Below are 22,655 nucleotides of genomic sequence, written 5' to 3'. Positions count from 1 at the left end.
TTTTATCCCTGTCTTTCTATCCACAGAGAAATGAGAACGCTCCCTAGTCATCTGCATCCTTTTCAAAATATTGCAGGTCGACAAATATCGATGCTGCCAGGATTAAATGACGAAGGTTTTCAGAAAGCTCCGGGGTTTTGAACTCGATCGAGAAAGTGTCCCTATCTGTAAAAGCTTCAGAAAGAACTCCCGACCATTTTTTTTTGATTAAAGCTATTTCCTGGTTGTTCATTTCGAAGGGGAAAGTCCAGGGTTTCCAGAGAGGCGAAGACATGGTCATCATCACCTTTCCGTTTTCATCATGCACTTCAAACAGTTTTTTCAGTACAGAGAATCTTTGCTGAATGGTTCCCAGGTGTGTGCCATCTGCTGTTGATACTTCAATTGTCTGGAATAACCAGCGGAAGGGGTGTTTGAGTATCATGAATGGCTTCTGATCAGGGGTGAAAAAATGCACCTCAAAAGTACGCCAGTGGCCAAGCAAAATGCGTTCAAAAGAACCTGCCCAGCCCTGACTTTGTTCTGCTGCAAAAGCAATCTGTTTATCGGAATCATCAACCACCCGGTATTTGTTACGGGTTTCCAGACCGATAAGTTCAAGTGGTTCGTGGAGTTGGTGAACTGTGATGCGGTTACTCGAGAGGGTGATCATAACGGGCACAATCCTTGTGACAGTGGTTTTGCTTCAGTGTGTTATCAGCTTAGCCATGCATTTCAGTATTTTAAATTATTGATGGCTAGGAAACTAGCTGAATGACTTTATGAATTTCAGTATTTCAGATTTCATGGGTCATGGTTTGCTCTTCACTTATCCAGCACTATTTCTTCTCTGATGGTTGACCAGACCGGCTATTTCTTCTTTTGCATCTGCCTACCGCAATGATCTGGGTTCTGATGCGGAAGCTCAGGCCAGCAAGACTCTGAAGCGTACAACCATGATGCTGGTTGGCTTCACGATGCTGTTCGTATATTCTTGCGTGCTGACTCTGTCTCCTGCAGAGCTGCTGGCTGCCAAAGCTTCCAATCTACCTATCCTGTCTGTATTTGCTGAGCGTACTGATAGCGCTGTTTTCAGCTGGTTGGCACAAATGGTTGCTATTGTTGCCATTTGCTCTTCCTTCTTCGGTCTTTACATGAGTACCCGTGAAGGCCAGCAGGGCATGATCGAATCCTCCTGCGTGGCCCCAATCATTGCCGCGATCCGATTCATCATGCCTGTTTATGCAACCAAGCGTGTCGCTTCCATGCGTCAATACGAGTTTGCGGCAAATATCTTCAGTATAGTGATGGGTACCATTGCCATTACAGGTTTTATCGCCTCCCAGCTGCTCTAACCACATAGTTAGTAGGCACACAAACCATTATTTTTTACAGGGAGCCCTGCGCTCCCCCACGATGGTTTTGTAAGGGTTGCATGTACACAATAAGCACAATAGAGTTTACTATAGTGAACTTTTGTGCGTTTATTTTTTTAGTCTGTCTTTTCCGGGTTCTTGGAGCCATTTCCTGGGACTACACGACAGCAACACTAATTCGAGATTACGGTGAAAGGCAGTTATGGCCCTCAGCATCTTTGACATCTTCAAGATTGGAATTGGTCCTTCCAGCTCCCACACAGTTGGTCCTATGTGGGCCGGTCATCGTTTCCTGAATGATCTGCGTGAAAAAGACATTCTGGACAGTATCTCTTCTGTCCGTGTTGGTCTGTATGGCTCCCTGGCTCTGACTGGTAAAGGACACGCGACTGACAAGGCTACAATTCTGGGTCTGGCCGGTTACCGTCCTGATGATGCTGATCCGGATAAGGCTGATCAGGCTTTTGAAGACATCGTGAATAATGGTGTTCTGAAGCTGGCCGGTGAGCGCGAGATTCCATTCAACTACGACACCGAGATGGTGTTCCACTACGGTGAAGAGCTGGAACATCCAAACGGTATGCGCATTTACGCTGCTGACCAGAATGGCATCGTTGTTTATTACAAGACGTACCTTTCTATTGGCGGCGGCTTTGTTGTTTGTGCGGATGAGTACAACAACAAGGACAAGCAAAACAGCACTGAAGCTCCAACTGAAGGTGCTCCTAAAGTTCCTTACCCGTTCAACACTGCTGCAGAACTTCTGTGCCTCTGTGAGCAGAACGAGATGTCCATCGCTGACCTGGTTATCGCCAACGAGCGAGCACTGACTGGTGGCGATGCAGATGCTGTATACGCCAACATCGATGCGATCTGGGACGTTATGCGCAACTGTATCGACCGTGGTCTGCGCATGGAAGGTATCCTGCCTATCAGCAATATGAAGCGCCGCGCTTCTACTATGCACCAGCAGCTGATGGCCAACCCTGAAGCGATGCTGAAAGATCACTTCTCCATTATGGATTGGGTGACCCTGTTCGCCATGGCTGTTAATGAAGAGAACGCCTGCGGTGGTCGTGTTGTGACTGCTCCTACAAACGGTGCTGCCGGTATTATCCCCGCAGTGCTGGCTTACTACACCCGTTTCATCGATGGTGCTGATCAGAAGGGTACCCGTGATTTTATCGCGACAGCCGCTGCTATCGGCATGCTGTACAAGATGAACGCAACGATCTCCGGTGCTGAAGCTGGCTGTCAGGCTGAAGTTGGTTCTGCCTGCTCCATGGCTGCTGGCGCACTGGCTGCAGTTATGGGCGGTAACGTTCACCAGGTTGAGAATGCTGCAGAAATCGGTATGGAGCACAACCTGGGTATGACCTGCGATCCAATCGGTGGTCTGGTTCAGGTTCCCTGCATCGAACGTAACGGCATGGCGGCTATCAAGGCGATCACTGCTACCCGCATGGCTCTGCGTGGTGATGGTAACCACGAAGTTTCTCTGGATTCCTGTATCGAGACCATGTACCGCACAGGTCTGGATCTGCAGAGCAAGTACCGTGAAACTTCCACTGGTGGTTTGGCTGTCTTCGCCAAGCCTCAGTGTGTAGCCTGAGACTCTGAGTCCTGAAACAAATGTGGTCACATTTGACGTTGTGAATACAAGCTGTTTCTAAAAGAAACCCGCACCATCTGTTGCGGGTTTCTTTATATGGCTAAAAGAGTGCAAATATCTCCTTATGGGATATGCGTACTACTATTGACTGCAGAAAAACAACTGTAGTTTCGACATAGATGTACAGGCGTATTCTGCTGATTATTGCCGGATTCTTGCTGGCAGGCCTCAATATCACCACAGTTTCCTATGCTGGAACTGACTTCACCCTGATCATACTGAAGGGAATTCGCAGGGGAGGGAAGCTGCTGGATATCGACGAGAATACATCCCCAGAGGCCCCTCAATCTTTTGATATCCCTTTTCAATGTATCTATCTGGAAAAAATTCGCCCAACTGAGCTGCTGTCAGATTGTGGTGAGTACCTGGCAGAACGCATAAAAGAAAACCTTGGCACCGATGGCACTGTTTGGTTTGAAGAACAAGGTGATCTTGAGGTTGAGCAGAAACCTGAGTGGACCAAAAAGATTTATCGTTTTCATTCTGATGCTAATGCCGTAGGTGTGTTCTGGCTGCTGGATGGCGTGAACTTCTTTCGAATATTTGACCCACCTGAAAAATATGGGGACGAACCGCCGTCACCAGATATGGCGACCATTGCAGCTGCCGAGTATATGCTGCTGCCTTTGAGCAGTCGCATAATTCATACAAGAGGCTGGCTCAATATTCAGATCAAAGTCGTACTTAGAGATGAGCTGGCACTGATCCTGCTCTGTAATAAAGACGGCAATGTTCAGGAGGCTATCCGGGTCACTCAATCACCGAGAGGGCTGGTTCTGCGTCCCAGAAGCGTTGAGGGAAATGTTGATGATCTGGTGAAAAGTTTTGAGCAGAGTTGCTCAATATCGCCGCTTATGAGAGGGCAAAGGCGTTATTGTCGAGAGTCTGCGGTTGTTGATCTTGAACTGTTCAAGAGAACTGTCATTGCGAAAATGAAAAAAATTGAAGGTTTTAAAACCCTGAAGGAAATAGGACAGGGCTCGTATTCATTTGTCGTTAGCGGATATCTGCCGGGAGAGCGTCAGATGGTTGCCTGTAAAACCTCTCTGGGTGGCTCTGAGAATGATCAGTCAGTTATTCGTGAAGCTTTGCTTCTTCAACATTTGTCCCACCCTAATCTTGTGAGACTTTTGGGTGCAGATATTTCCAGCACTTTTACTCCTCGTATTTTTTTAACATTTGCAACAGGCAAATCTTTGGAAGCGATTCTTAAAGAAACGAGTCTCGATGAAGCCAAAATCTGGAAAGTGATTTCTAAAACAGCAGCCGCTCTTGGATATCTTCATGGGCAGGATATTGTCCATTTGGATATCAAACCGGGAAATATCATGGTTCTATATCTTTCTGAAATAGCAGCTGAGGAAGCAATCGTTACAGTTATCGATTTAGGTCTGGCCAGGAGCATTGAAGAGAAAAGGAAACTGAGAGCCAGTGCTGGAACCCCCAAATATATGCCTCCAGAAGGTTTGCGAGGGGAGGTGTTTGATGGGCGTATGTTTGATGTCTGGGGAATGGGTTCAACAACCTACGAGGCTGTGATCGGAGGAACAATGTACGAGGATGCCCCTGACAAAAGAAATGTCCGTAACATGGGGAAGCGAATGAAAAGGATGGAGCTGTATACGCAGGATGCACTGGGGAAGTTAAATCAAAAATCAGGTTTACAAGGTTTTATAGGAAAAACCTGCAAATTTGAGCCTGATGAGCGTTCTTCCATCAGAGATTTGCAGGCGACTGATCCGTGGCTGAGAGGAAAATTTCTTAACTCAAATGAGCCAGCTTGTTTGCTAACACGACAACAGCAAGGAAAACTTGAGATAAATATTCCTTTCTAATTGCTCCTGAGAGCATCTCAAAACTCATATGAAAACCTGAAAAGTTTGATATTGCACAGTAATAGGTCAATTTTCACTCTCATAAATTTTCTTGCAGACTCTAGAAATGCACTCGTTAGCATCCTTGGTCTGACCTCGTAGTCGCTTCCAGAATGGAAGTATTGTCTTCTCCTGAGCAAGTCATAGTGAAAAATGGAGAGGGCGGTTGCCTGATTTTTTATTGGCAAAATATCTTGATTTTCTCTCTCACTTTAAGCCGTATGGTTCTGCAGTGTGCAACCACTTACCCAAGTTTTTTTACGGATAATTTACCTCAAAAAATTCGGGTCAAGTGTGGCTTGTCAATATTGAAGAGTGAAATTATTTCGTTCACTATGCGCGTCCGAAAACACCCCATATAGTGCCCGGTGTATTTTTGTACACTATATATGGGTGTTTGACCTTGTCCTGCCTTGATCGTATCCCGGAGTGAAAAGCACATGATCGACATCATCAAGCGTGATGGCTCGCGCCAGCGTTTCGACGACAACCGCATCGTAAAAGCCGTGGCCAGTGCCATGAATGATGCTGGTCTGAGAGATGATGATTTTGCTCGATCGGTATCTTCAACTGTACGTAATCACTTCGAAGGTAAGGGTACTGTGGATATCTATGATCTGCAGTCCAAGGTGGAAAATGTCATGATGCAAAGCCGCTACAAAGATGCCGCTCGCAGCTACATTGAGTTCCGCCGTACCCGTGATATTGAGCGTGAATCCCGCAACGTTCTGAACAAGGAAATTCTCGGCATTATCAATCAGGATGATGAACAGCTCCTGAACGAGAATGCCAATAAAGATGGTAAAATCATTCCGACCCAGCGAGATCTGCTGGCTGGCGTTGTCGCCCGCCATTACGCCAAGCAGCATATTCTTCCGCGTCATGTGACCGAGGCTCATGACCGTGGAGAGATTCACTACCATGATCTGGATTACTCTCCCTTCTTCCCGATGTTCAACTGCATGCTGATTGACGTAGAAGGCATGCTCAAGAAGGGCTTCAAGATGGGCAATGCGGAGATCGAAGAACCTCGCTCCATCCTGACTGCCACGGCGATTACCGCTCAGATTATTGCCCAGGTTTCCAGCCATATTTATGGTGGCACCAGCATCAATGAAATTGATCGTATTCACGCACCTTATGTCCGCAAGACCTTTGAAAAGCACCTGGAGCAGGGGATTCGCTGGATCGGTGATGAGGAAAAAGCAAAGGCCTACGCCGAAGAGAGAACCGAAAAAGACTGCTTCGATGCTTACCAGGCGCTGGAGTATGAAATCAACACTCTGCACACTGCTAATGGCCAAACGCCTTTCGTAACCTTCGGCTTTGGTCTGGGAACCAGCTGGGAAGAGCGTCTGGTACAGAAGTCCATTCTCAAGAACCGCATTCGTGGCCTTGGTAAGAACAAGAAGACTCCTGTATTCCCCAAGCTGGTTTTTGCTATTCGTCGCGGGGTGAACAGCAACAAGGAAGACCCTAACTACGATATCAAACAGCTGGCACTGGAATGTGCAACCAAGCGCATGTATCCGGATATTCTCAACTACGACAAGCTGGTTGAAGTGACGGGCAGCTTCAAGACTCCAATGGGTTGCCGCTCATTCCTGGGTGTTTATGAAGAAAATGGCGAACTGGTTCATGACGGACGAAACAACTTGGGTGTTGTCTCCCTGAACCTGCCTCGCATTGCGATTGAAGCCAAAGGCTGTGAAGAAGAGTTCTACAGAATTCTGGAAAAGCGTCTGGCGGTTGCCAAAGATGCACTTATGACCCGAATTCAGCGTCTGGATAATGTCCGCGCCAGTGTCGCCCCCATCCTCTACGTGGAAGGAGCCTGCGGTGTTCGCTTGAAGCCGGAAGAGAAGATCAGCGAGATTTTCAAAAACGGCCGGGCCAGTATTTCTCTGGGTTATATCGGTGTTCATGAAACCATCAATGCTCTCTACAGTGACGGGCATATCTATGAGAGTGAGCAGCTGCAGAAGAAAGGCATTCAGCTGGTTAAATATCTGCGCAATGCGGTGAACGGCTGGAAAGCTGAAACGGGTTATGGATTCAGCCTCTACTCCACCCCCAGCGAAAGCCTGTGTGACCGCTTCTGCCGCCTGGACAAGAAAGAGTTTGGCATTATTGAGGGCGTGACTGGCAAGGGATACTACACCAACTCTTTCCACCTGGATGTGGAACAAAAAGCCACACCTTATGACAAGGTGGATTTCGAGATGGATTACCCCATGCACGCCTCAGGTGGCTTTATCTGCTACGGGGAATTCCCGAATATGCAGCACAACATCAAGGCTTTGGAGTCCGTCTGGGATTATACCTATGACCGCGTTCCGTATTACGGTACCAATACACCAATTGATATCTGCTACAAGTGTGATTACGAAGGTGAGTTCCTGGCAACAGCCCGTGGTTTTGAGTGCCCATCCTGTCAGAACCGGGACTCCACCAAGATGTCTGTAACCCGTCGTGTTTGTGGTTACCTTGGTCAGCCAAACAGTCGTCCATTTATCAAGGGCAAGCAGGAAGAAGTGACCCGCCGGGTTAAGCACCTCTAATCTGAGAGCAGAATGAACTACCACAACTACTATTCCCTTGATGTAGTGAATGGTGAAGGAACCCGGTGCACACTGTTTGTAAGTGGTTGCGAACATAAGTGTGTCGGGTGTCATAACGCATCTACTATCAAACCTGAGTCAGGCCATCCTTATACTCAGGAACTGGAAGATCAGATCATCAAGGATCTGGGCGACAGCCGGATTCACAGGGACGGATTATCACTTTCAGGTGGTGACCCATTGTATCCCGGTAATCTGGACGATATTGGACGGCTGGTGCGCAGGGTAAAGGAGGCTTACCCCGATAAGAATATCTGGCTCTGGACCGGCTATATCCAAGAAAAACTTTCAGAAAGACAGAAGGAAATTGTTCAGTATGTGGATGTGTTGATTGATGGGCCTTACGTTCAGACCGAACGTGATCTGACACTTCCCTGGCGAGGGAGCCGGAACCAGCGAATGATATATATGTTAGCTGAACATTGAAATGAGGTGAGGTGAGGGCTCACACCCTGATGCTTCTCGGAAGGTTTTGATTCGGCAGGATAAAACTGTCCTGTAGACATATCTTGATCGGCAACCTGTTCACCTTTGGCTGATGATGGCCATTGTCTCCAAAGGACTGATAATGTTCAAGGGGGTAGGCTGTCTTGGCATGCATCCCCGAACATTGAGCTACATGGTCGTCGGGCTCCCCGATTTCTCTATCAATGGCGAAATTGAATGCCCTGCCACACTTATCGCATTTAACCATTAATCTTTGAGGGGATACTGCTCTCTTTTCGGATGAAGCTCTGGATTTGGTTAGTTTATTAATGCGTTGATCCACGCCATGTTTGTCCCATGATTTTGCTTTAGAGGTTGAAAAATCTTTCCAGGTTTCTTCCTCTTTTGGAAAAGTTCTTTCCAGAATTTTTGTTGATGTTGCATATTCCGACATCACTTGAACGCCCATTCTGGTAACGCTTGAACACTTTTTCGTAATTTCCAGAATCCTGGATTTTTCAGGCCCCAAAAGCTCTCTTGTGCATTGATTTCCTTGAACTTTGGCCGTTGCCCTTCCTAACCACGGAGGGCAGCAGCCATGTCTGACAACAGGATTTCCATGCGTAAACTCAAAGACGTTCTCAGAATGCACTACGAGAACAACCTCAGTACTCGCCAGATTTCTCGCTGTGTCCGAGTCAGTGTGGGCACAGTTTCTAACTACCTCCGCCTGTTTCGGGAAGCTGGATTGGGTTGGCCCCTACCGAACGATTTCAGCGAAACGGCACTGGCGGCATCCCCGTTTCCCGAAGCCCCGTTGCCTAACCGCAAAGGATTGGTCGATCCGGATTGGCCCAGATCTTTGTCGCCGTACTGGGTGCCTCCAGTTATACCTATGCCGAAGCCACCCTGAGCCAGAAGTCTGAAGATTGGCTTGGCTCCCATGTGCGCGCCTTCGAGTTCTTTGGTGGTGTACCGGACATGCTTGTTCCCGACAATCTCAAAAATGGTGTCAGTCAGGCCTGCCGGTATGAACCAGACCTCAACCCTGCTTACCAGCATCTGGCCAACCATTATAAGGTTGCGGTCATACCAGCCCGTTCCTATAAGCCCAAAGATAAAGCCAAGGCAGAGGTGGGTGTTCAGGTTGTCGAGCGCTGGATACTGGCCCGCCTGCGCCATGAAACCTTCTTCACACTGGGAGAACTCAATATCCGGATACGGGAGCTACTGACGGAATTGAATTGCAAATCCTTCAAACGGCTTCCCGGCACCCGGCGCAGCGCCTTCGAACAACTGGATGAACCGCTTGCAAATAACTCCAGAAGATCTGTCAAACTACGTAGACTTCCTTGCAAAAGGTCAACACTTCAAAAAACAGGTTTCCCTCTGAGTTTGCAGCTAAATATTGTTCACTTTGAATTCATAAACAAACAGCTTCTCTCGCATTTTGAGCCAGGTTATAAGCGCAAACATGGCTCATACCCCATTCAAGATTTGCAGAGAAACCCAAAATCAGAAACCATACTTGATGGCGAGTGCGTTATATATTCAGAAAAAGGAAAGTATCTTTTTTTCTTCCAGAAAGGGTTGGGGTTTATAGTGCAAATAAAAAAGAGGAACAAAAAAACGAACGTAGAAAGAAGCAGTACCTTCTGCAGTTTCTGGCTTAAAGCCTGGTGCGCACATTCCCTCGAAAAGGTCCGTTTTCGTCTAGCTCCAGAAGGATCTGTGCGTGTAAGCGCTTGTGGCGAGCAGCCTTGCTTTTGACCAGCGCTTTGAGTGAGAGCTGTTCTGCTAGCTGGATATGGTATTTGACAGGTATGATTTGAAAAATTCCAAATCATGCCTATTTTCGAGTTTGCTTTCCTTGGCAGAAGTCAAAAGCAAGGAAATGATGTACTAGGCTACTGTTGGCTGAACAACAGGTCTGTTCCTTCATCAAAATACGACCAGGTTTGAATACCTGCGGTTGCAGGCGGTGTGTGTGGAATTTAGACAACAAAATTCCGTACCCGCAGAGCGGGTGTATTACCCGGCGACCGCAAACCCGAAGGTTCACGGTCTCCGTGCTTTGTGCCACGACTGGCGTGGCGAGGAGGAAGGTGGGCCAACTCTCATCTGAGAGCATCACCATTTGCACGACCCGAAAGGGTGCTTCTACTCGGGCGAAGGTAAGTATATACTTACCTTCTAGACTAGAAACCACAAGGGTTTCTAGGGTTATAGCACGACTCTCGTCGCACTACATCATGCCACCCATACCACCCATACCACCCATGCCACCCATGCCGCCGCCCATATCAGGCATAGCAGGCTTGTCTTCAGGCAGTTCAGCAACCATGGCTTCGGTAGTGATCATCAGGCCAGCTACGGAAGCGGCAGCCTGCAGTGCAGAACGGGTTACCTTGGCAGGATCCAGGATACCCATTTCCATCATGTCACCGAATTCGCCGGTAGCAGCGTTGTAACCGAAGTTACCTTCACTGTTGCGAACCTTCTCAACGACTACAGAAGCTTCGTCGCCGGAGTTGGCAGCGATCTGACGGATAGGACCTTCCAGAGCCTTGAGTGCCAGTGCGATACCAGCTTCCTGCTCCTTGTTGATACCTTCAACAGAGATGTTGCTCAGAGCACGGATCAGGGCAACACCACCACCAGCAACTACGCCTTCTTCTACAGCAGCGCGGGTTGCGTGCAGAGCGTCTTCTACACGTGCCTTCTTCTCTTTCATTTCAACTTCAGAAGCAGCACCAACCTTTATCACGGCAACACCGCCGGCCAGCTTGGCTACACGCTCCTGCAGCTTCTCTTTGTCGTAATCGGAAGAAGAGTTCTCGATTTCAGTACGAATCTTAGCTACCTGAGCAGTAATATCTGCCTGGTTACCAGCACCGTCAACGATAGTGGTGTCTTCCTTGGTGATAACAATACGCTTGGCAGTACCCAGATCTTCCAGAGTTACTTTCTCCAGGCTCATGCCGATCTCTTCAGATACAACAGTACCACCAGTCAGAATGGCAATATCAGAGAGCATGGCCTTGCGGCGGTCACCAAAACCAGGTGCCTTAACAGCGGAAACCTTAACGATACCACGCATGTTGTTCACAACCAGAGTTGCCAGAGCTTCGCCTTCAACATCTTCAGCGATGATCAGCAGAGGCTTACCAGCCTTGGCTACAGCTTCCAGAGTCGGCAGCAGATCACGGATGTTGGAGATCTTCTTGTCGAACAGCAGGATGAATGGGCTTTCCAGTTCAGCAGACATGCTTTCCTGGTTATTGATGAAGTAAGGAGACAGGTAACCGCGATCGAACTGCATGCCTTCTACAACGTCCAGTTCGTTTTCCAGGGAGTTACCTTCCTCAACGGTGATAACACCTTCCTTGCCAACTTTTTCCATTGCTTCAGCAATGATGGCACCAACGGTTTCGTCGGAGTTGGCGGAGATAGTACCTACCTGAGCGATAGCCTTGCTGTCTGCGCATGGAGTGGACATGTCCTGCAGCTGGGCAACAACAGCGGCAACAGCCTTGTCGATACCTCGCTTCAGATCCATTGGGTTCATGCCGGCAGCAACGTACTTCAGACCTTCGTTGACGATGGACTGAGCCAGTACGGTAGCGGTAGTGGTACCGTCACCCGCCTGATCGTTAGCCTGGGAAGCCACTTCCTTAACCAGCTGGGCACCCATGTTTTCGAACTTGTCTTTCAGTTCGATTTCCTTGGCTACGGAAACACCATCCTTAGTGATGGTAGGTGCGCCGAAGGATTTCTCCAGCAGTACGTTACGACCCTTGGGGCCCAGAGTTGCTTTTACAGCGTCAGCCAGGACGTTAACGCCCTCGAGCATCTTTTTGCGAGCTTCGTCGCCGAATGTGACTTGCTTGGCAGCCATCGTGATGTTCCTTGAATTGGGTTAATAGTCGCAGTTGAAAACCAGAGGTCTTCAGCTCTTACTCAGCTTCGACAACAGCCAGAATGTCAGACTCGGCCATCAGTACGTGCTCAACGCCATCGATCTTGATGGTGTTGGAATCGCTGTGGTAGCCACCGAATACGACCTTGTCACCCACCTTTACAACCAGCTCAACCACGTTGCCATTGTTGTCGATACGGCCAGCGCCGGTCGCAACAACTTCACCACGGTTAGTCTTCTCAGCCTTGCCTGGCAGTACAATACCGCCGGAAGAAGTAGTTTCACTTTCGAAACGGCGCACAAGCACCTGGTCGCGCAAAGGACGGAGCTTCATTGACAGTCTCTCCAACAGTTTTCTATTCCGCTGACTTAGCAGCTATTCCCAAAAATTTCCTTTCCAGGCCATATGATCCATACATGCCATAGGCTGGTCGGAAGTTACCGAAGTCTTAACCAGAAAATTCTGCATTAAGCCTTCAGTGTAAAGTGTTTGCCGACTTGTTTTTCGGCTGCCCGACTTGAGTGGGGGCGGGCTTTTCGCATTTCAACCCCTCCATGCAGAAAATTTACTCTTCTCTGCGATATTCCCCGTCAATCACATCTTTTCTCTGTGATTGACGAATAGTGTTCTCCCCAAAACCATTGTTTTCAGTGGTTGAGTCAAAACCTGCTCCGAAGCTGGCACCAAAACTGGCAGGCGATCGCGCGCCCATGCCCCCGGAAGTGTATACCTTGAAACGGGGGCTGCTGATCATTCGCTTGATCACCTTCCTGCGAATCGGGGCAATCAGACCACACAGGGCAATACAGTCAGTAATAAATCCGGGAGCAAGCAGCAGGGCACCACAGAAGGCAATAACCAGGCCTTCCATCATTTCCATGGCCGGGATTTCTCCACTGTTCATACGCTGGCGGGCTCGCATCAGGATGCTGAAACCTTCCTGACGCAGCAGAAACAGCCCCATAGAGGCAGTGAAGAGGATTAAACCTACGGTGGGTATAACACCGATCAGCCCTCCAACTTTTATAAGAATCATCAGCTCTGTTATGGGAAATAGAACCAGGAGGAAGAAACCCAGGCGCATTTGTTGTCTCCGTTAGTTACAGAGGCTATATGGCGCTAATGGGGGGGATTTCAAGGGTGGTAACAAGATGTTTACACTTTATTACCACCCTGCGAACTTATGTATAGACTGTCGAGTTATTGTTCTTTAACCAACTGCCAGAGGCCGCCACGCTCAAGCAACGCCCAGCGAACCAGCGCCATACCAGAAGCTTTCATAACGCTTTCCCTGCACCACTTTTAAAACAGTAAACCTGGGTTCTCAACCAGGAAATAAATCTCAGGCAGCGCGCGCCATTTTTACCAGAAACTGGCGAATATCACCGGCGGTTTTGGCAGTACCAGAGAAAGTCATGCGCACAATGCGCTTTCCAACTCTCACATAAAAGCCAAAAGGATCAACACCGGCCATTTTTGGTAAAACACCTTCAGGCACTTTTATTTCAAATTGACAACAGTAGGTCTGCAAGGCTTCCTGGTGATCAAGATTCATATGACTGATAACACTCTCTTCCACCTCACCGGCAAAGGGGTTAGCTTCAGCCGTCAGACTATTGTCCAACCAGTGAATATCACCAAAACCACCAATGTACCGGCTGCGCACAGGAACAATGCGGTAAAACTCAAAGTCATGAGTTTTATGGTAATCACACGACTCAGGAAAGAAGCTGTAATAGCGATTTATACTGACCGCATCAGTGATTTTCTCTGCATCACCAACCCAGGTCAGGCGCGCTCCAGTTTGAACATCATCAACATAAGACTGGGTAACAGTCAAAGACACCTTGCTGTTCTTTGATATGTTGCGTGTGTGCTGTGCAAGGTTACTGATTAAGATAACCGGGTAACCATCTGCATCCAGACAAAAAGGCACAACTGACCCGAATGGATATCCCTCCAGCACTCTGGACTGGGTTGAAAGAACACCAGATGTTTCAGAACGCAGAAATTCCCGAGCCTGTTTTGCCGAAGTCTGTTTATCGACCATTCATAAACCTTTGGATCTACTTATTTTCAGGTACATATTACAAATAAGAATGAGTGTCATTTGCAAGTTATCCTCAAAAACTTTTCCTAACTCCCCAATCTGCATAACAACTACCGGCTAGAAAACTGGTACTGATACAGATTACTTCACATTAGAAATGTTTATAAAATTTCCGATGGCTCGGATTTTCAAAGTTGTTTAGAGCGTCTGATATTAATAACTCACCCACTCAAACGCTTCTGATAAAAAGCATAACCGTACCCGACCACTTCTGCTCGCTGGTGATTAATTGATCAAACAGTATGGGAAAGATCAACAAATCGGTTCATCACAAAAGATAGAATTCCCGCATTGATGCAAGTGAGGACATGCAAACTATGGAACAAAGGGTGATTGCTGATCCAGCACCCCAGAATATTTTGGCTTCAGACAAGCCTGTAGAAATTGCCGACCGAGTCTGGTGGGTGGGGCACCTGATTCCTGATGATAATTTCCAATGTCATGTCTATCTCATTGAGCAGGGCACTGAGTCAGTTCTGATTGATCCCGGTTCAATGCTGACTATTGAGCAGACCCTGAAAAAAGTTGAGCAGGTCATCCCTCTTAATCATCTGAAATATATTATCTGCCAGCACCAAGACCCTGATATCACGGCGTCACTTCCCTACCTGGCCAAAAAACTTCAAAGCAAAGATGTTCACCTGGTGACCCACTGGCGCTCTCAGGCTCTGCTCAAGCATTACGGCCTGAATTTTCCGTTCTGGCTGGTTGACCGGCATAACTGGCAACTGGAACTGGAAGACCGTATGCTGAACTTTGTCTTCACACCTTATGCCCACTTCCCGGGAGCATTCTGCACATTTGACGGCAAAACCCGGGTGATGTTTTCCAGTGACCTGTTCGGTGGCTTTACCGAGAACCCAACTCTTATTGCTGAAGATGAAGCGTATTTCGAGTGCCTGCGACCATTTCATGAGCACTACATGCCATCCCGGGATATTCTGCAGTTTGCCCTGACCCAACTGCGTCAGTATCCCATCCGTATGATTGCACCACAGCATGGTTCAGTTATTCCGGAGCATCTGGTTGATTTCATGTTCAACCAGCTGCAACAGCTGGACTGTGGCCTGTACCTGCTGATGCAGGAGCAGGGACATGCCTTCAAGAAACTGTCCCAGCTGAACCAGACACTGCGGGATATTACTGACACGATGCTGCTTTATCGGGATTTCAAAGATATTGCCAGCACCCTCAGAAATATTATTCAGCGAGATCTACCAGTGGCATCACTGGAATTTTTCGCACTGGATTCCAACGACTGCTGTGTCAGCTTTCTGCCCAAGCATCGCTACCTGGGCCACACCTGTACCCAGGATTGCTGCCCGGTTAAATACCTTGGCATTCACAAGCAGGACTGGCTGGACGAGGCCGAACAAGACCTCAATATCCAGCCAGCAGGAACTCCCGCCTATTCCCTGAAATATGAAAATAACAGGCTGGCACTGCTGGTTCCCCTGTTCGGTCCCAAGAGCCAACAGGCACGCCAGATGGTAAGAATCTGGCTGCACTACCCGACCCTACAGACTGATACTCTGAACCGCGTTATCTGCAGCCTGACAACCCCACTGCAGATCGCTTTGGAACGAGAGATGATCTATCGCGAGATAGAGAAAAATCGTAACGAAGCCTATCAGCGCTCCATCAGGGATCCACTGACCGGCTGTTTCACCCGTTACTATATGGAAGAAGCTGTTTCGCGGTTGTTTGCCCTCCACGACCGAGAAAAGGACAGCTGCCTGAGTGTAGTTATGATTGATATCGACTACTTCAAGCGAATCAATGATACCTGGGGACACACTCTGGGCGACGAAGCTCTGCAACAGATTGCCCTGACCTTGCGAGACAATATTAGGGACTCAGATATTCTGGTTCGTTACGGTGGAGAGGAGTTTCTTCTATGTATGCCTTTGTGTTCTCTTGATGAAGCTCGCAAAAAGGTAGAAAAGCTCCGCGAACTTATCAGTGCCCAACCCTTGGCAACACCCACAGGTGATCACAAGATAACCGCCAGTGCAGGTGCCGTGGAACGCCAGAGAGGGGAAAGCCTAGAACACGCATTGAGACGCGCTGACTATGCACTCTACAAGGCCAAGTACAACGGTCGCGACAGGCTCTGCGTAATAGAAGACTTAGAGCTAATTTCCAAGGAATTTATCGTCTGACCCTCCCAGCCGGGATGCGTATTCTTTCCTGTCCCGGCTATAAGTTTCTGGTCATACGCAAAATTTCAACTGAATTATCTTTTTCGAGTTTTCGCAAAATAGGCCTGCTGCTCAGGGGTTAACAGCGCTGACACAGATGCCTCTGTAAACGGTATTGTTCCCTTATCGTATATTTTCGTCTCCCTGAGTCGACCCAGAATTGAACAGCGGCGAGTTTCACCTGGCCTGACAGATTTCTGGATAAAGGGTTTCAATAACTGTCGATTACCCGCACGAATTCGCGCACATATTTCTGAGTTTACAGCCGTAGCGTATTTTTTCTGACTGGAAAGGGATTCAATCAACTCATCATCAGAGCACCACCAATAGCCTCTGATTTTCTCACGTTCCGACGAACTGAAATGTTCTCGCACAAACTTATATAAATTCTTCTCATCTGCAGGACAGTTCTTCCCACCAACAACAAAGCCAATTCCCGTCTTAGTAAATTCCTTAAGCAGTTCTTTTTTTGTTGTTTTTCCTGAAAGCCTTCTAAACACTATTGCCTTGATAGCACTCGGCTGGCCTCTTTTCGCTAAAACCGCTATGCCTTTACCCTCAACGCAGGCCCGCTTAGGCACAACCTGAAGATAGGAATTAATCAATTTCTCAACTTTTTTTTGGTCTGGCTCATCATAGCCGATAAATCCAGTTAATGACTCCAGGTCATACAGTTTCCATTCACACCTCCCTTCCCTTAAAGGATTAGGCATTCCAGCAGTACATAAGTTTGTGATCAGGGTCGAGCGATCACAGCCCGGATAAACAAGCACAGCACGCAAGCGATTAACAAGTAACAGATACCACCTTGCACGCTCTTCACCTGACTGCTTACCAATTTGATTTGCCAGCCACTCTAAGGGAACGGAATATGGTTCATCTTCTGGATTAATCAAACCTTTTTCGTAGCAGTACTGATAAATATCAGTCAAGGTACAACGTATACGTGTGCTGACTTGTTGATTGGCCTTCGACTCTCTTCGAAAAACTGTGCGAATATTTTCCACTGCAACGATTAGATCATTACATCCCCTCAGTCGAATCTTAAGATAAGTTATCATCACCTCTTCTTTATGACCTTGACAACGACATGCTTTCAATGCCTTTTTCAATGCAAACTGCCCATTTTTCAAATACTTCTCTTTTAAAAATATTTCACTCTGGGTCAGTTTGTAATGCCTTGTCGCAGGCTTAAATTTTCTTTGCCAGCGTTTTTCTAACAAATGGGTACATGAATCTTCTTTAAGCTCATTTAATTTCTGCCCAGTCAAAGCAACGATTGTCTGTTTTGCCAAGCTAGAATCTGTTTTGCTATCAAAAGGCCTCCGATACCTACTGCAACTGAAATCCGGGTTAGCAGTATAGAACCAAGTAATTTCATCATCTGAGTAGATATCTGTATCCGCAACAACACGATGTGTTACCGAATCTTCAGTAACAGGACAAGCTGACAGATACTTCACGTTTTGTTTTTTTGTAAGCCTGTCATCGAATGAGGAGTAAACTTTTACAGTAGGCTTAGAGGAATGGTTGATATAAAAAGCGTAATCATCTGGACGACACCCCAATTCTACCTTTCTTGCTACCATTTTTCCTTTAGAATCCTTACGGCGTACAGGAACCTCAACAGCTGACCAAATCACATGGCTGTCAGAACCCAGGCCAGCAAAGCGGTTCCCATCAATCAGCCAGTCCCTGAATTTCCCATCCGGCCCTTGGACTCTCATAGCCATGGTTCCAGATATTCTGGGTATCACACAATCTCCCTTGCGGAACACTGCAACCTTACGCTTTTGACTTTTGCCTCCTGCAAAGAGGCTTACCCCTGGCGCTGATCTCTTAATGCCTCTCTTTTGGCTTAGCCCAACACGCAGGGAGGTTGTTATACCGTTCTGATCCAATGACTGCATACGCTTGTAATCCCACACTTGCTTATGCCACTTTGACCAGCACTTCGGCGTATCACTCCTCCATAAGCAAGCATTCCTAACCGTAATGACAAAGGTCAAAAAACTTGTCGACCAAGCGCTTGCTTGGTAACCTCCTTGGCAAATTCTGATTTATAGGATTCCGGCAGTGGATAACAACAATCATTCCAACCCTGCAAAGATAGTCCGAATCGGTTGTGCCAGCGCATTCTGGGGCGACACCGAAACCGCCGCCCACCAGCTGATTAAAAAAGCCGATCTTGATTACTTGGTTTTTGACTACCTGGCTGAAGTCACCATGTCGATCATGGCCGGTGCCAGGATGAAAGATCCTGCAGCAGGCTATGCACCTGACTTTGTGAAATATGCTCTGAAGCCGGTTCTTTCAGAGATTGCCAGCAAAAACATTAAAGTGATCAGTAATGCTGGCGGCGTGAATCCCAGCTCTTGCCGGGATGCTCTCGAAGCACTCATTAAAGAAGCTGGGCTTGACCTGAAAGTTGCACTTGTTCTTGGTGATGATCTGCTTCCCAGAGCCAAAGAGCTTAAGAAGTCCGGTATCACCGAGATGTTCACTGGCGAGGAACTTCCCCCAAGCACAGTGACTATGAATGCCTACCTTGGAGCTGCCCCTATCGTTCAGGCTCTGCATGATGGCGCAGATATCGTGATTACCGGTCGGGTTGCCGACAGTGCACTGGTCACTGCCCCACTGGTTTATGAGTTTGACTGGAACATGAACGACTACTGCCGACTGGCCCAGGCAAGTCTTGCCGGACATATTATTGAATGTGGTGCCCAGTGTACCGGCGGAAACTATACCGACTGGGAAACGGTTGCAGACGGTTTCGATGATATGGGCTTCCCGATTGCCGAGTGTGAAGCAGATGGCTCATTCACAATCACCAAGCCGGAAGGAACAGGCGGTGCTGTTAACTGTCAGACAGTTGGCGAACAGCTGGTTTATGAAATTGGTGATCCAAGAGCCTATTACCTGCCGGATGTTGTCTGTAATTTTTCGCATGTTGACCTTGAGCAGGTTGGAGACGACAGGGTTCGGGTAACCGGTGCTGTTGGTTTTGCTCCTACAAAAGAATACAAGGTTTCTGCCACCTGGATGGATGGCTTTAAATGCACAGCTGCGTTTCTAATGGCAGGTATCGATGCCCGTAAGAAGGGTGAAACCGTCGCCAACGCCATCCTTTCAAAAACCAGTCGCCTGTTTGAAGAACGTGGTTTGGGTGAATACAGCGACCATTGCATTGAAATACTGGGCAGTGAAGCCACTTATGGTGAAAAATCACAAAGTCAGGACACCCGTGAGGTTGTGGTCAAACTGACAGTTTCCCACCCCAACAAGCAGGCCCTTGTTTTGTTCTCCCGCGAAATTGCCCAGGCGGCAACGGCAATGGCTCCTGGGATCACTGGAGTTCTTGGCGGACGCCCAAGTGTCTGGCCGGTGATTCGCCTCTGGTCCTGCCTTGTGGATAAGGATCAAGTGAAAGTTCAGGTGGAATCTGGCGGCGACACAACAGATATCGCTATCGAAGAGGGCCAGGATTTTGAACCTCCTGGCGACCAGTCAGCCATGGAGTTTATTCCTGAAGCCGCTGGCGATTTCACAGCCACTCTTCCTCTTGTCAAGCTGGCCGTCGCCCGGTCTGGAGATAAAGGCAACCATGCCAATATCGGAGTCATCGCCCGCAAGCATGAATACCTGCCGTTTATCACCAGTGCTTTAACAGAAGACACTGTTGCAGACTGGATGAAACATGTTCTTGACCCGGACACTGGCAAAGTCACCCGCTGGATTATGCCGGGCATACATGGTTTTAACTTCCTGCTGGAAAACAGCCTGGGCGGAGGCGGTGTCGCCAGCCTGCGCATTGATCCGCAGGGGAAAGCTTTTGCTCAACAGTTATTGGAATTTCCAATTCCGGTTCCTGATGAACTGGCAAGGGATTTAGGCTGAACAGATTTCTTACTTAGCAAATAAAAGAATAATAATTCTGGAGTAGCCCATGTCACAGAAAACGCCTTATAAATCCATATTTCGGGATGATACCTTTCAGAATCGCACCATTATTGTGACAGGAGGAGGAAGTGGCATCGGGCGCTGTACGGCCCATGAACTAGCCTCACTTGGTGCTAATGTGGTGATTGTAGGTCGTAAGCAGGACAAGCTTGATCAGGTCGTTACCGAGATCACCGAAGATGGAGGCAAGGTCAGTGCCTGGTCCATGGATATCCGTGCTGAGGATGCGGTTAAAGCCACGATCAACGAAATCTATAACACCTTTGGTCCCATTCATGGACTGGTGAATAACGCCGGTGGACAGTTTCCATCGCCAATGGAACATATCAACAAGAAAGGTTTTGAGGCCGTTGTCGCCACTAACCTGACCGGCGGTTTTCTGGTTGCTCGGGAAGTGTATAACCGCTCCATGCATAAATACGGTGGAGCTGTGGTCAATATTACTGCTGATAACTGGGGCGGTATGCCGGGAATGGCACATTCGGGTGCAGCCCGTGCAGGAATGGATAACCTGACCAAAACCGCTGCTTACGAGTGGGGTCCAAGTGGAGTACGGGTCAATGCGGTGGCTCCCGGATGGGTAGCATCAAGCGGTATGGATACCTACGAAGGCGCAGTCAAAGCCATGATCCCCAAACTGAAAAACAGCGTCCCCCTGGGAAGACTGGCAACAGAAGCTGAAGTCAGTGCTGTTATCTGTTTCCTGCTCAGTGATGCAGCCTCTTTCGTCAATGGTGACACGATTAAAGTGGATGGAGGTGCACCACTTGGCAGCAATATCTGGCCTCTTCGTCCGGCCAGCGATAACAGCAAAGCCTGGGACGGTTTTCACAGGGCAACTGTTCCTGATGTTTTAAAAGCCCCTGAAGTCCTGAAGGATAAAGGGGAATAACCTATGCCTGTTCTGGAATCACTAATAAATACAAACAGCCAAAGCTTTCAGGAAAACCGCGAGGTTATGGAGCAGCATATCCGTACCTTTCGGGATATTGAGAAACTGATCGAAGATAAAGCCTGGGCAAAGAAAGAGAAGTACGCCAAGCGAGGACAGCTTCTTCCCCGTGAACGACTGGAACTGTTAATCGACCCTGATCGTCCATTTGTGGAGCTCTCATCACTCGCCGGTTACAAGATGTATGGCGACAAAGATGGCAGTACCGCAGGTGGTAGCTCCCTGGCCGGTATCGGTTATGTCTCCGGTGTTCGCTGCGTCATTATGGTGGATAACTATGCCATCAAGGGCGGAACCATCACGCCCATCGGCTTGCAAAAACGACTTCGTCTACAGCAGATTGCTCTTGAGAACAAGCTGCCTATGGTGGCCCTGTCCCAAAGTGGCGGAGCCGATCTGAACCATGCGGTTGAAACCTTCTCACCCGGTGGCCGTGCTTTTTATAACCAGGCCCGTATGTCGGCAGTCGGTATTCCACAGATTACAGTTGTCCATGGCAGTGCCACCGCCGGTGGTGCTTATCAGCCCGGCCTTTCTGATTACACAGTCATGGTGCGCAGGCAGGCCACCATGTACCTGGCAGGCCCTCCCCTTCTGAAAGCTGCTACTGGCGAAGTGGCTACTGACGAAGAGCTGGGCGGTGCAGAAATGCATTGCCAGACAGCAGGAACAGGGGAATATCTGGCAGAAGATGATCGCGACGCGATTCGTATTGTGCGTGAAATTCTGGCAGTTCTTCCCTGGCATAACAGTGAACAAGAACTGTCGTTTGACGAACCTCTTTACCCACCTTCCGAATTACCAGGCGTCATTCCAGTCGACTCAAAGATCCCCTACGATGTACGGGAAATTCTTGCCCGTATTGCCGACGGTTCACGTTTTCTGGAATTTAAAGGTGAGTATGACCAACAGACCGTCTGTGGCCATATCCACATTGAAGGTCAACCCTGCGGCATTATCGGCAATAACGGCCCGATTACTCCTGAAGGTGCAACCAAGGCCGCTCAGTTTATCCAGACTCTTGATCAAAGCGGAATCCCCCTTCTCTTCCTGCATAACACCACTGGTTTTATGGTCGGAACAGAGGTTGAGCGCAACGGTATTATCAAGCATGGCTCCAAGATGATTCAGGCTGTTGCCAATGCCCGAGTCCCACGAATCAGTATCGTTATTGGCGGTTCCTATGGAGCCGGAAACTATGCCATGTGTGGCCGCGGTTTTGATCCACGTTTTCTGTTCGCCTGGCCTAACAGCACTACGGCGGTTATGGGTGCAGCCCAGGCCGGAAAAGTTCTTCGTATCGTCGCTGAAGCCAAGGCCGAACGAATGGGTCAGAAAATTCCAGCCGAAATGATTGATGCCATGGAGCAGAAAACAGTTGCCCAGATGACTGAAGGCTCCTCTGCCCTGGCCTGTACTGCCCGAATGCTGGATGACGGTCTGATCGACCCGAAGGATACACGCAGAATTCTGTCTTATCTGCTGGATATCTGTCGTATAGCAGAAAGCCGACGACTGAACAGCAGCACATTTGGTGTCAACCGTTTCTAAAGCACTTCCA

16 protein-coding genes and 1 pseudogene are annotated in these 22,655 nt (G+C 48.4%); 10 read left to right on the top strand and 7 right to left on the bottom strand.

What is annotated here, in order from left to right; genetic code table 11:
• Nucleotides 1-43: 43 nt before the first annotated feature.
• The gene (locus M3P05_RS15920) at nucleotides 44-652 is read right to left on the bottom strand and encodes a phospholipid scramblase family protein (RefSeq protein WP_249701014.1); all 609 of its coding nucleotides are present in this window, start codon (nucleotides 650-652) and stop codon (nucleotides 44-46) included.
• A 184-nt stretch (nucleotides 653-836) separates the two neighbouring features.
• On the opposite strand from M3P05_RS15920, the gene M3P05_RS15915 reads away from it, so the two are divergent.
• The 5 genes from M3P05_RS15915 to nrdG all read left to right on the top strand — a co-directional run bounded on the left by M3P05_RS15915 (nucleotide 837) and on the right by nrdG (nucleotide 7,948).
• Nucleotides 837-1,334 (top strand): amino acid permease, encoded by a 498-nt coding sequence (locus M3P05_RS15915; RefSeq protein ID WP_249701012.1) that lies wholly within the window; start codon nucleotides 837-839, stop codon nucleotides 1,332-1,334.
• Nucleotides 1,335-1,557: 223 nt separating this feature from the next.
• Nucleotides 1,558-2,967 (top strand): L-serine ammonia-lyase, encoded by a 1,410-nt coding sequence (locus M3P05_RS15910; RefSeq protein WP_249701010.1) that lies wholly within the window; start codon nucleotides 1,558-1,560, stop codon nucleotides 2,965-2,967.
• A gap of 179 nt (nucleotides 2,968-3,146) precedes the next feature.
• Nucleotides 3,147-4,862, top strand: coding sequence for a protein kinase domain-containing protein (locus M3P05_RS15905; protein ID WP_249701008.1), 1,716 nt, complete (start codon nucleotides 3,147-3,149; stop codon nucleotides 4,860-4,862).
• Between the two features lie 479 nt (nucleotides 4,863-5,341).
• On the top strand, nucleotides 5,342-7,462 hold the full coding sequence (nrdD, locus tag M3P05_RS15900; RefSeq protein ID WP_249701006.1) for an anaerobic ribonucleoside-triphosphate reductase: 2,121 nt from the start codon (nucleotides 5,342-5,344) through the stop codon (nucleotides 7,460-7,462).
• Nucleotides 7,463-7,474: 12 nt separating this feature from the next.
• Nucleotides 7,475-7,948: an anaerobic ribonucleoside-triphosphate reductase-activating protein gene (nrdG, locus tag M3P05_RS15895; RefSeq protein ID WP_249701005.1), complete on the top strand. Its 474-nt coding sequence runs from the start codon at nucleotides 7,475-7,477 to the stop codon at nucleotides 7,946-7,948.
• Nucleotides 7,949-7,967: 19 nt separating this feature from the next.
• Here the strand turns inward: nrdG and M3P05_RS15890 are convergent, their stop codons facing one another.
• Nucleotides 7,968-8,600, bottom strand: coding sequence for a hypothetical protein (locus tag M3P05_RS15890; RefSeq protein WP_249701015.1), 633 nt, complete (start codon nucleotides 8,598-8,600; stop codon nucleotides 7,968-7,970).
• Here M3P05_RS15890 and istA point away from each other — a divergent pair.
• A pseudogene (gene istA / locus M3P05_RS15885) lies at nucleotides 8,568-9,256 on the top strand (IS21 family transposase); the annotation flags it as partial. The gene M3P05_RS15890 and the pseudogene istA sit on opposite strands and share 33 nt — an antisense overlap.
• 937 nt (nucleotides 9,257-10,193) lie before the next feature.
• Here the strand turns inward: istA and groL are convergent.
• The 4 genes from groL to M3P05_RS15865 all read right to left on the bottom strand — a co-directional run bounded on the left by groL (nucleotide 10,194) and on the right by M3P05_RS15865 (nucleotide 13,918).
• On the bottom strand, nucleotides 10,194-11,846 hold the full coding sequence (groL, locus tag M3P05_RS15880; protein ID WP_249701004.1) for a chaperonin GroEL: 1,653 nt from the start codon (nucleotides 11,844-11,846) through the stop codon (nucleotides 10,194-10,196).
• A 58-nt stretch (nucleotides 11,847-11,904) separates the two neighbouring features.
• Nucleotides 11,905-12,201: a co-chaperone GroES gene (locus M3P05_RS15875; protein WP_249701003.1), complete on the bottom strand. Its 297-nt coding sequence runs from the start codon at nucleotides 12,199-12,201 to the stop codon at nucleotides 11,905-11,907.
• Nucleotides 12,202-12,433: 232 nt separating this feature from the next.
• Nucleotides 12,434-12,952 (bottom strand): FxsA family protein, encoded by a 519-nt coding sequence (locus tag M3P05_RS15870; RefSeq protein WP_249701001.1) that lies wholly within the window; start codon nucleotides 12,950-12,952, stop codon nucleotides 12,434-12,436.
• A 258-nt stretch (nucleotides 12,953-13,210) separates the two neighbouring features.
• Complete coding sequence (locus M3P05_RS15865; RefSeq protein ID WP_249701000.1) at nucleotides 13,211-13,918, bottom strand: HugZ family pyridoxamine 5'-phosphate oxidase; 708 nt, start codon at nucleotides 13,916-13,918, stop codon at nucleotides 13,211-13,213.
• 368 nt (nucleotides 13,919-14,286) lie between these two features.
• Between M3P05_RS15865 and M3P05_RS15860 the strand changes: the two genes are divergently transcribed.
• Entirely contained in the window at nucleotides 14,287-16,140 is a 1,854-nt protein-coding gene (locus M3P05_RS15860; RefSeq protein WP_249700999.1) for an oxygen-binding di-iron domain-containing protein, read from the top strand.
• A gap of 74 nt (nucleotides 16,141-16,214) precedes the next feature.
• Here the strand turns inward: M3P05_RS15860 and M3P05_RS15855 are convergent, their stop codons facing one another.
• Complete coding sequence (locus M3P05_RS15855) at nucleotides 16,215-18,089, bottom strand: hypothetical protein (protein WP_249700998.1); 1,875 nt, start codon at nucleotides 18,087-18,089, stop codon at nucleotides 16,215-16,217.
• 166 nt (nucleotides 18,090-18,255) lie between these two features.
• On the opposite strand from M3P05_RS15855, the gene M3P05_RS15850 reads away from it, so the two are divergent.
• The 3 genes from M3P05_RS15850 to M3P05_RS15840 are packed head-to-tail and all read left to right on the top strand — an operon-like array spanning nucleotide 18,256 to nucleotide 22,645.
• A complete protein-coding gene (locus M3P05_RS15850; RefSeq protein WP_249700997.1) occupies nucleotides 18,256-20,079 on the top strand; it encodes an acyclic terpene utilization AtuA family protein in 1,824 nt (607 codons plus the stop codon).
• 49 nt (nucleotides 20,080-20,128) lie between these two features.
• On the top strand, nucleotides 20,129-21,034 hold the full coding sequence (locus M3P05_RS15845; RefSeq protein WP_249700996.1) for an SDR family oxidoreductase: 906 nt from the start codon (nucleotides 20,129-20,131) through the stop codon (nucleotides 21,032-21,034).
• A 3-nt stretch (nucleotides 21,035-21,037) separates the two neighbouring features.
• A complete protein-coding gene (locus M3P05_RS15840) occupies nucleotides 21,038-22,645 on the top strand; it encodes an acyl-CoA carboxylase subunit beta (RefSeq protein ID WP_249700994.1) in 1,608 nt (535 codons plus the stop codon).
• The last annotated feature ends 10 nt before the right edge of the window (nucleotides 22,646-22,655 follow it).

The organism is Parendozoicomonas callyspongiae (genome assembly GCF_023502345.1).
Taxonomy (GTDB): Bacteria; Pseudomonadota; Gammaproteobacteria; order Pseudomonadales; family Endozoicomonadaceae; genus Sansalvadorimonas; species Sansalvadorimonas callyspongiae.
The sequence above is the reverse complement of the archived record's forward strand: the minus strand, read 5'-3'. Positions and strand labels throughout refer to the sequence as shown.

What these genes read in the sequence shown, in the direction of transcription:
- M3P05_RS15845 (WP_249700996.1), top strand. Translation starts at nt 20,129, where the DNA reads ATGTCACAGAAAACGCCTTATAAATCCATATTTCGGGATGATACCTTT.
- groL (WP_249701004.1), bottom strand. Translation starts at nt 11,846, where the DNA reads ATGGCTGCCAAGCAAGTCACATTCGGCGACGAAGCTCGCAAAAAGATG.
- M3P05_RS15910 (WP_249701010.1), top strand. Translation starts at nt 1,558, where the DNA reads ATGGCCCTCAGCATCTTTGACATCTTCAAGATTGGAATTGGTCCTTCC.
- M3P05_RS15840 (WP_249700994.1), top strand. Translation starts at nt 21,038, where the DNA reads ATGCCTGTTCTGGAATCACTAATAAATACAAACAGCCAAAGCTTTCAG.
- M3P05_RS15855 (WP_249700998.1), bottom strand. Translation starts at nt 18,089, where the DNA reads ATGCAGTCATTGGATCAGAACGGTATAACAACCTCCCTGCGTGTTGGG.
- nrdG (WP_249701005.1), top strand. Translation starts at nt 7,475, where the DNA reads ATGAACTACCACAACTACTATTCCCTTGATGTAGTGAATGGTGAAGGA.
- M3P05_RS15905 (WP_249701008.1), top strand. Translation starts at nt 3,147, where the DNA reads ATGTACAGGCGTATTCTGCTGATTATTGCCGGATTCTTGCTGGCAGGC.
- nrdD (WP_249701006.1), top strand. Translation starts at nt 5,342, where the DNA reads ATGATCGACATCATCAAGCGTGATGGCTCGCGCCAGCGTTTCGACGAC.
- M3P05_RS15920 (WP_249701014.1), bottom strand. Translation starts at nt 652, where the DNA reads ATGATCACCCTCTCGAGTAACCGCATCACAGTTCACCAACTCCACGAA.
- M3P05_RS15870 (WP_249701001.1), bottom strand. Translation starts at nt 12,952, where the DNA reads ATGCGCCTGGGTTTCTTCCTCCTGGTTCTATTTCCCATAACAGAGCTG.
- M3P05_RS15860 (WP_249700999.1), top strand. Translation starts at nt 14,287, where the DNA reads ATGCAAACTATGGAACAAAGGGTGATTGCTGATCCAGCACCCCAGAAT.
- M3P05_RS15875 (WP_249701003.1), bottom strand. Translation starts at nt 12,201, where the DNA reads ATGAAGCTCCGTCCTTTGCGCGACCAGGTGCTTGTGCGCCGTTTCGAA.
- M3P05_RS15865 (WP_249701000.1), bottom strand. Translation starts at nt 13,918, where the DNA reads ATGGTCGATAAACAGACTTCGGCAAAACAGGCTCGGGAATTTCTGCGT.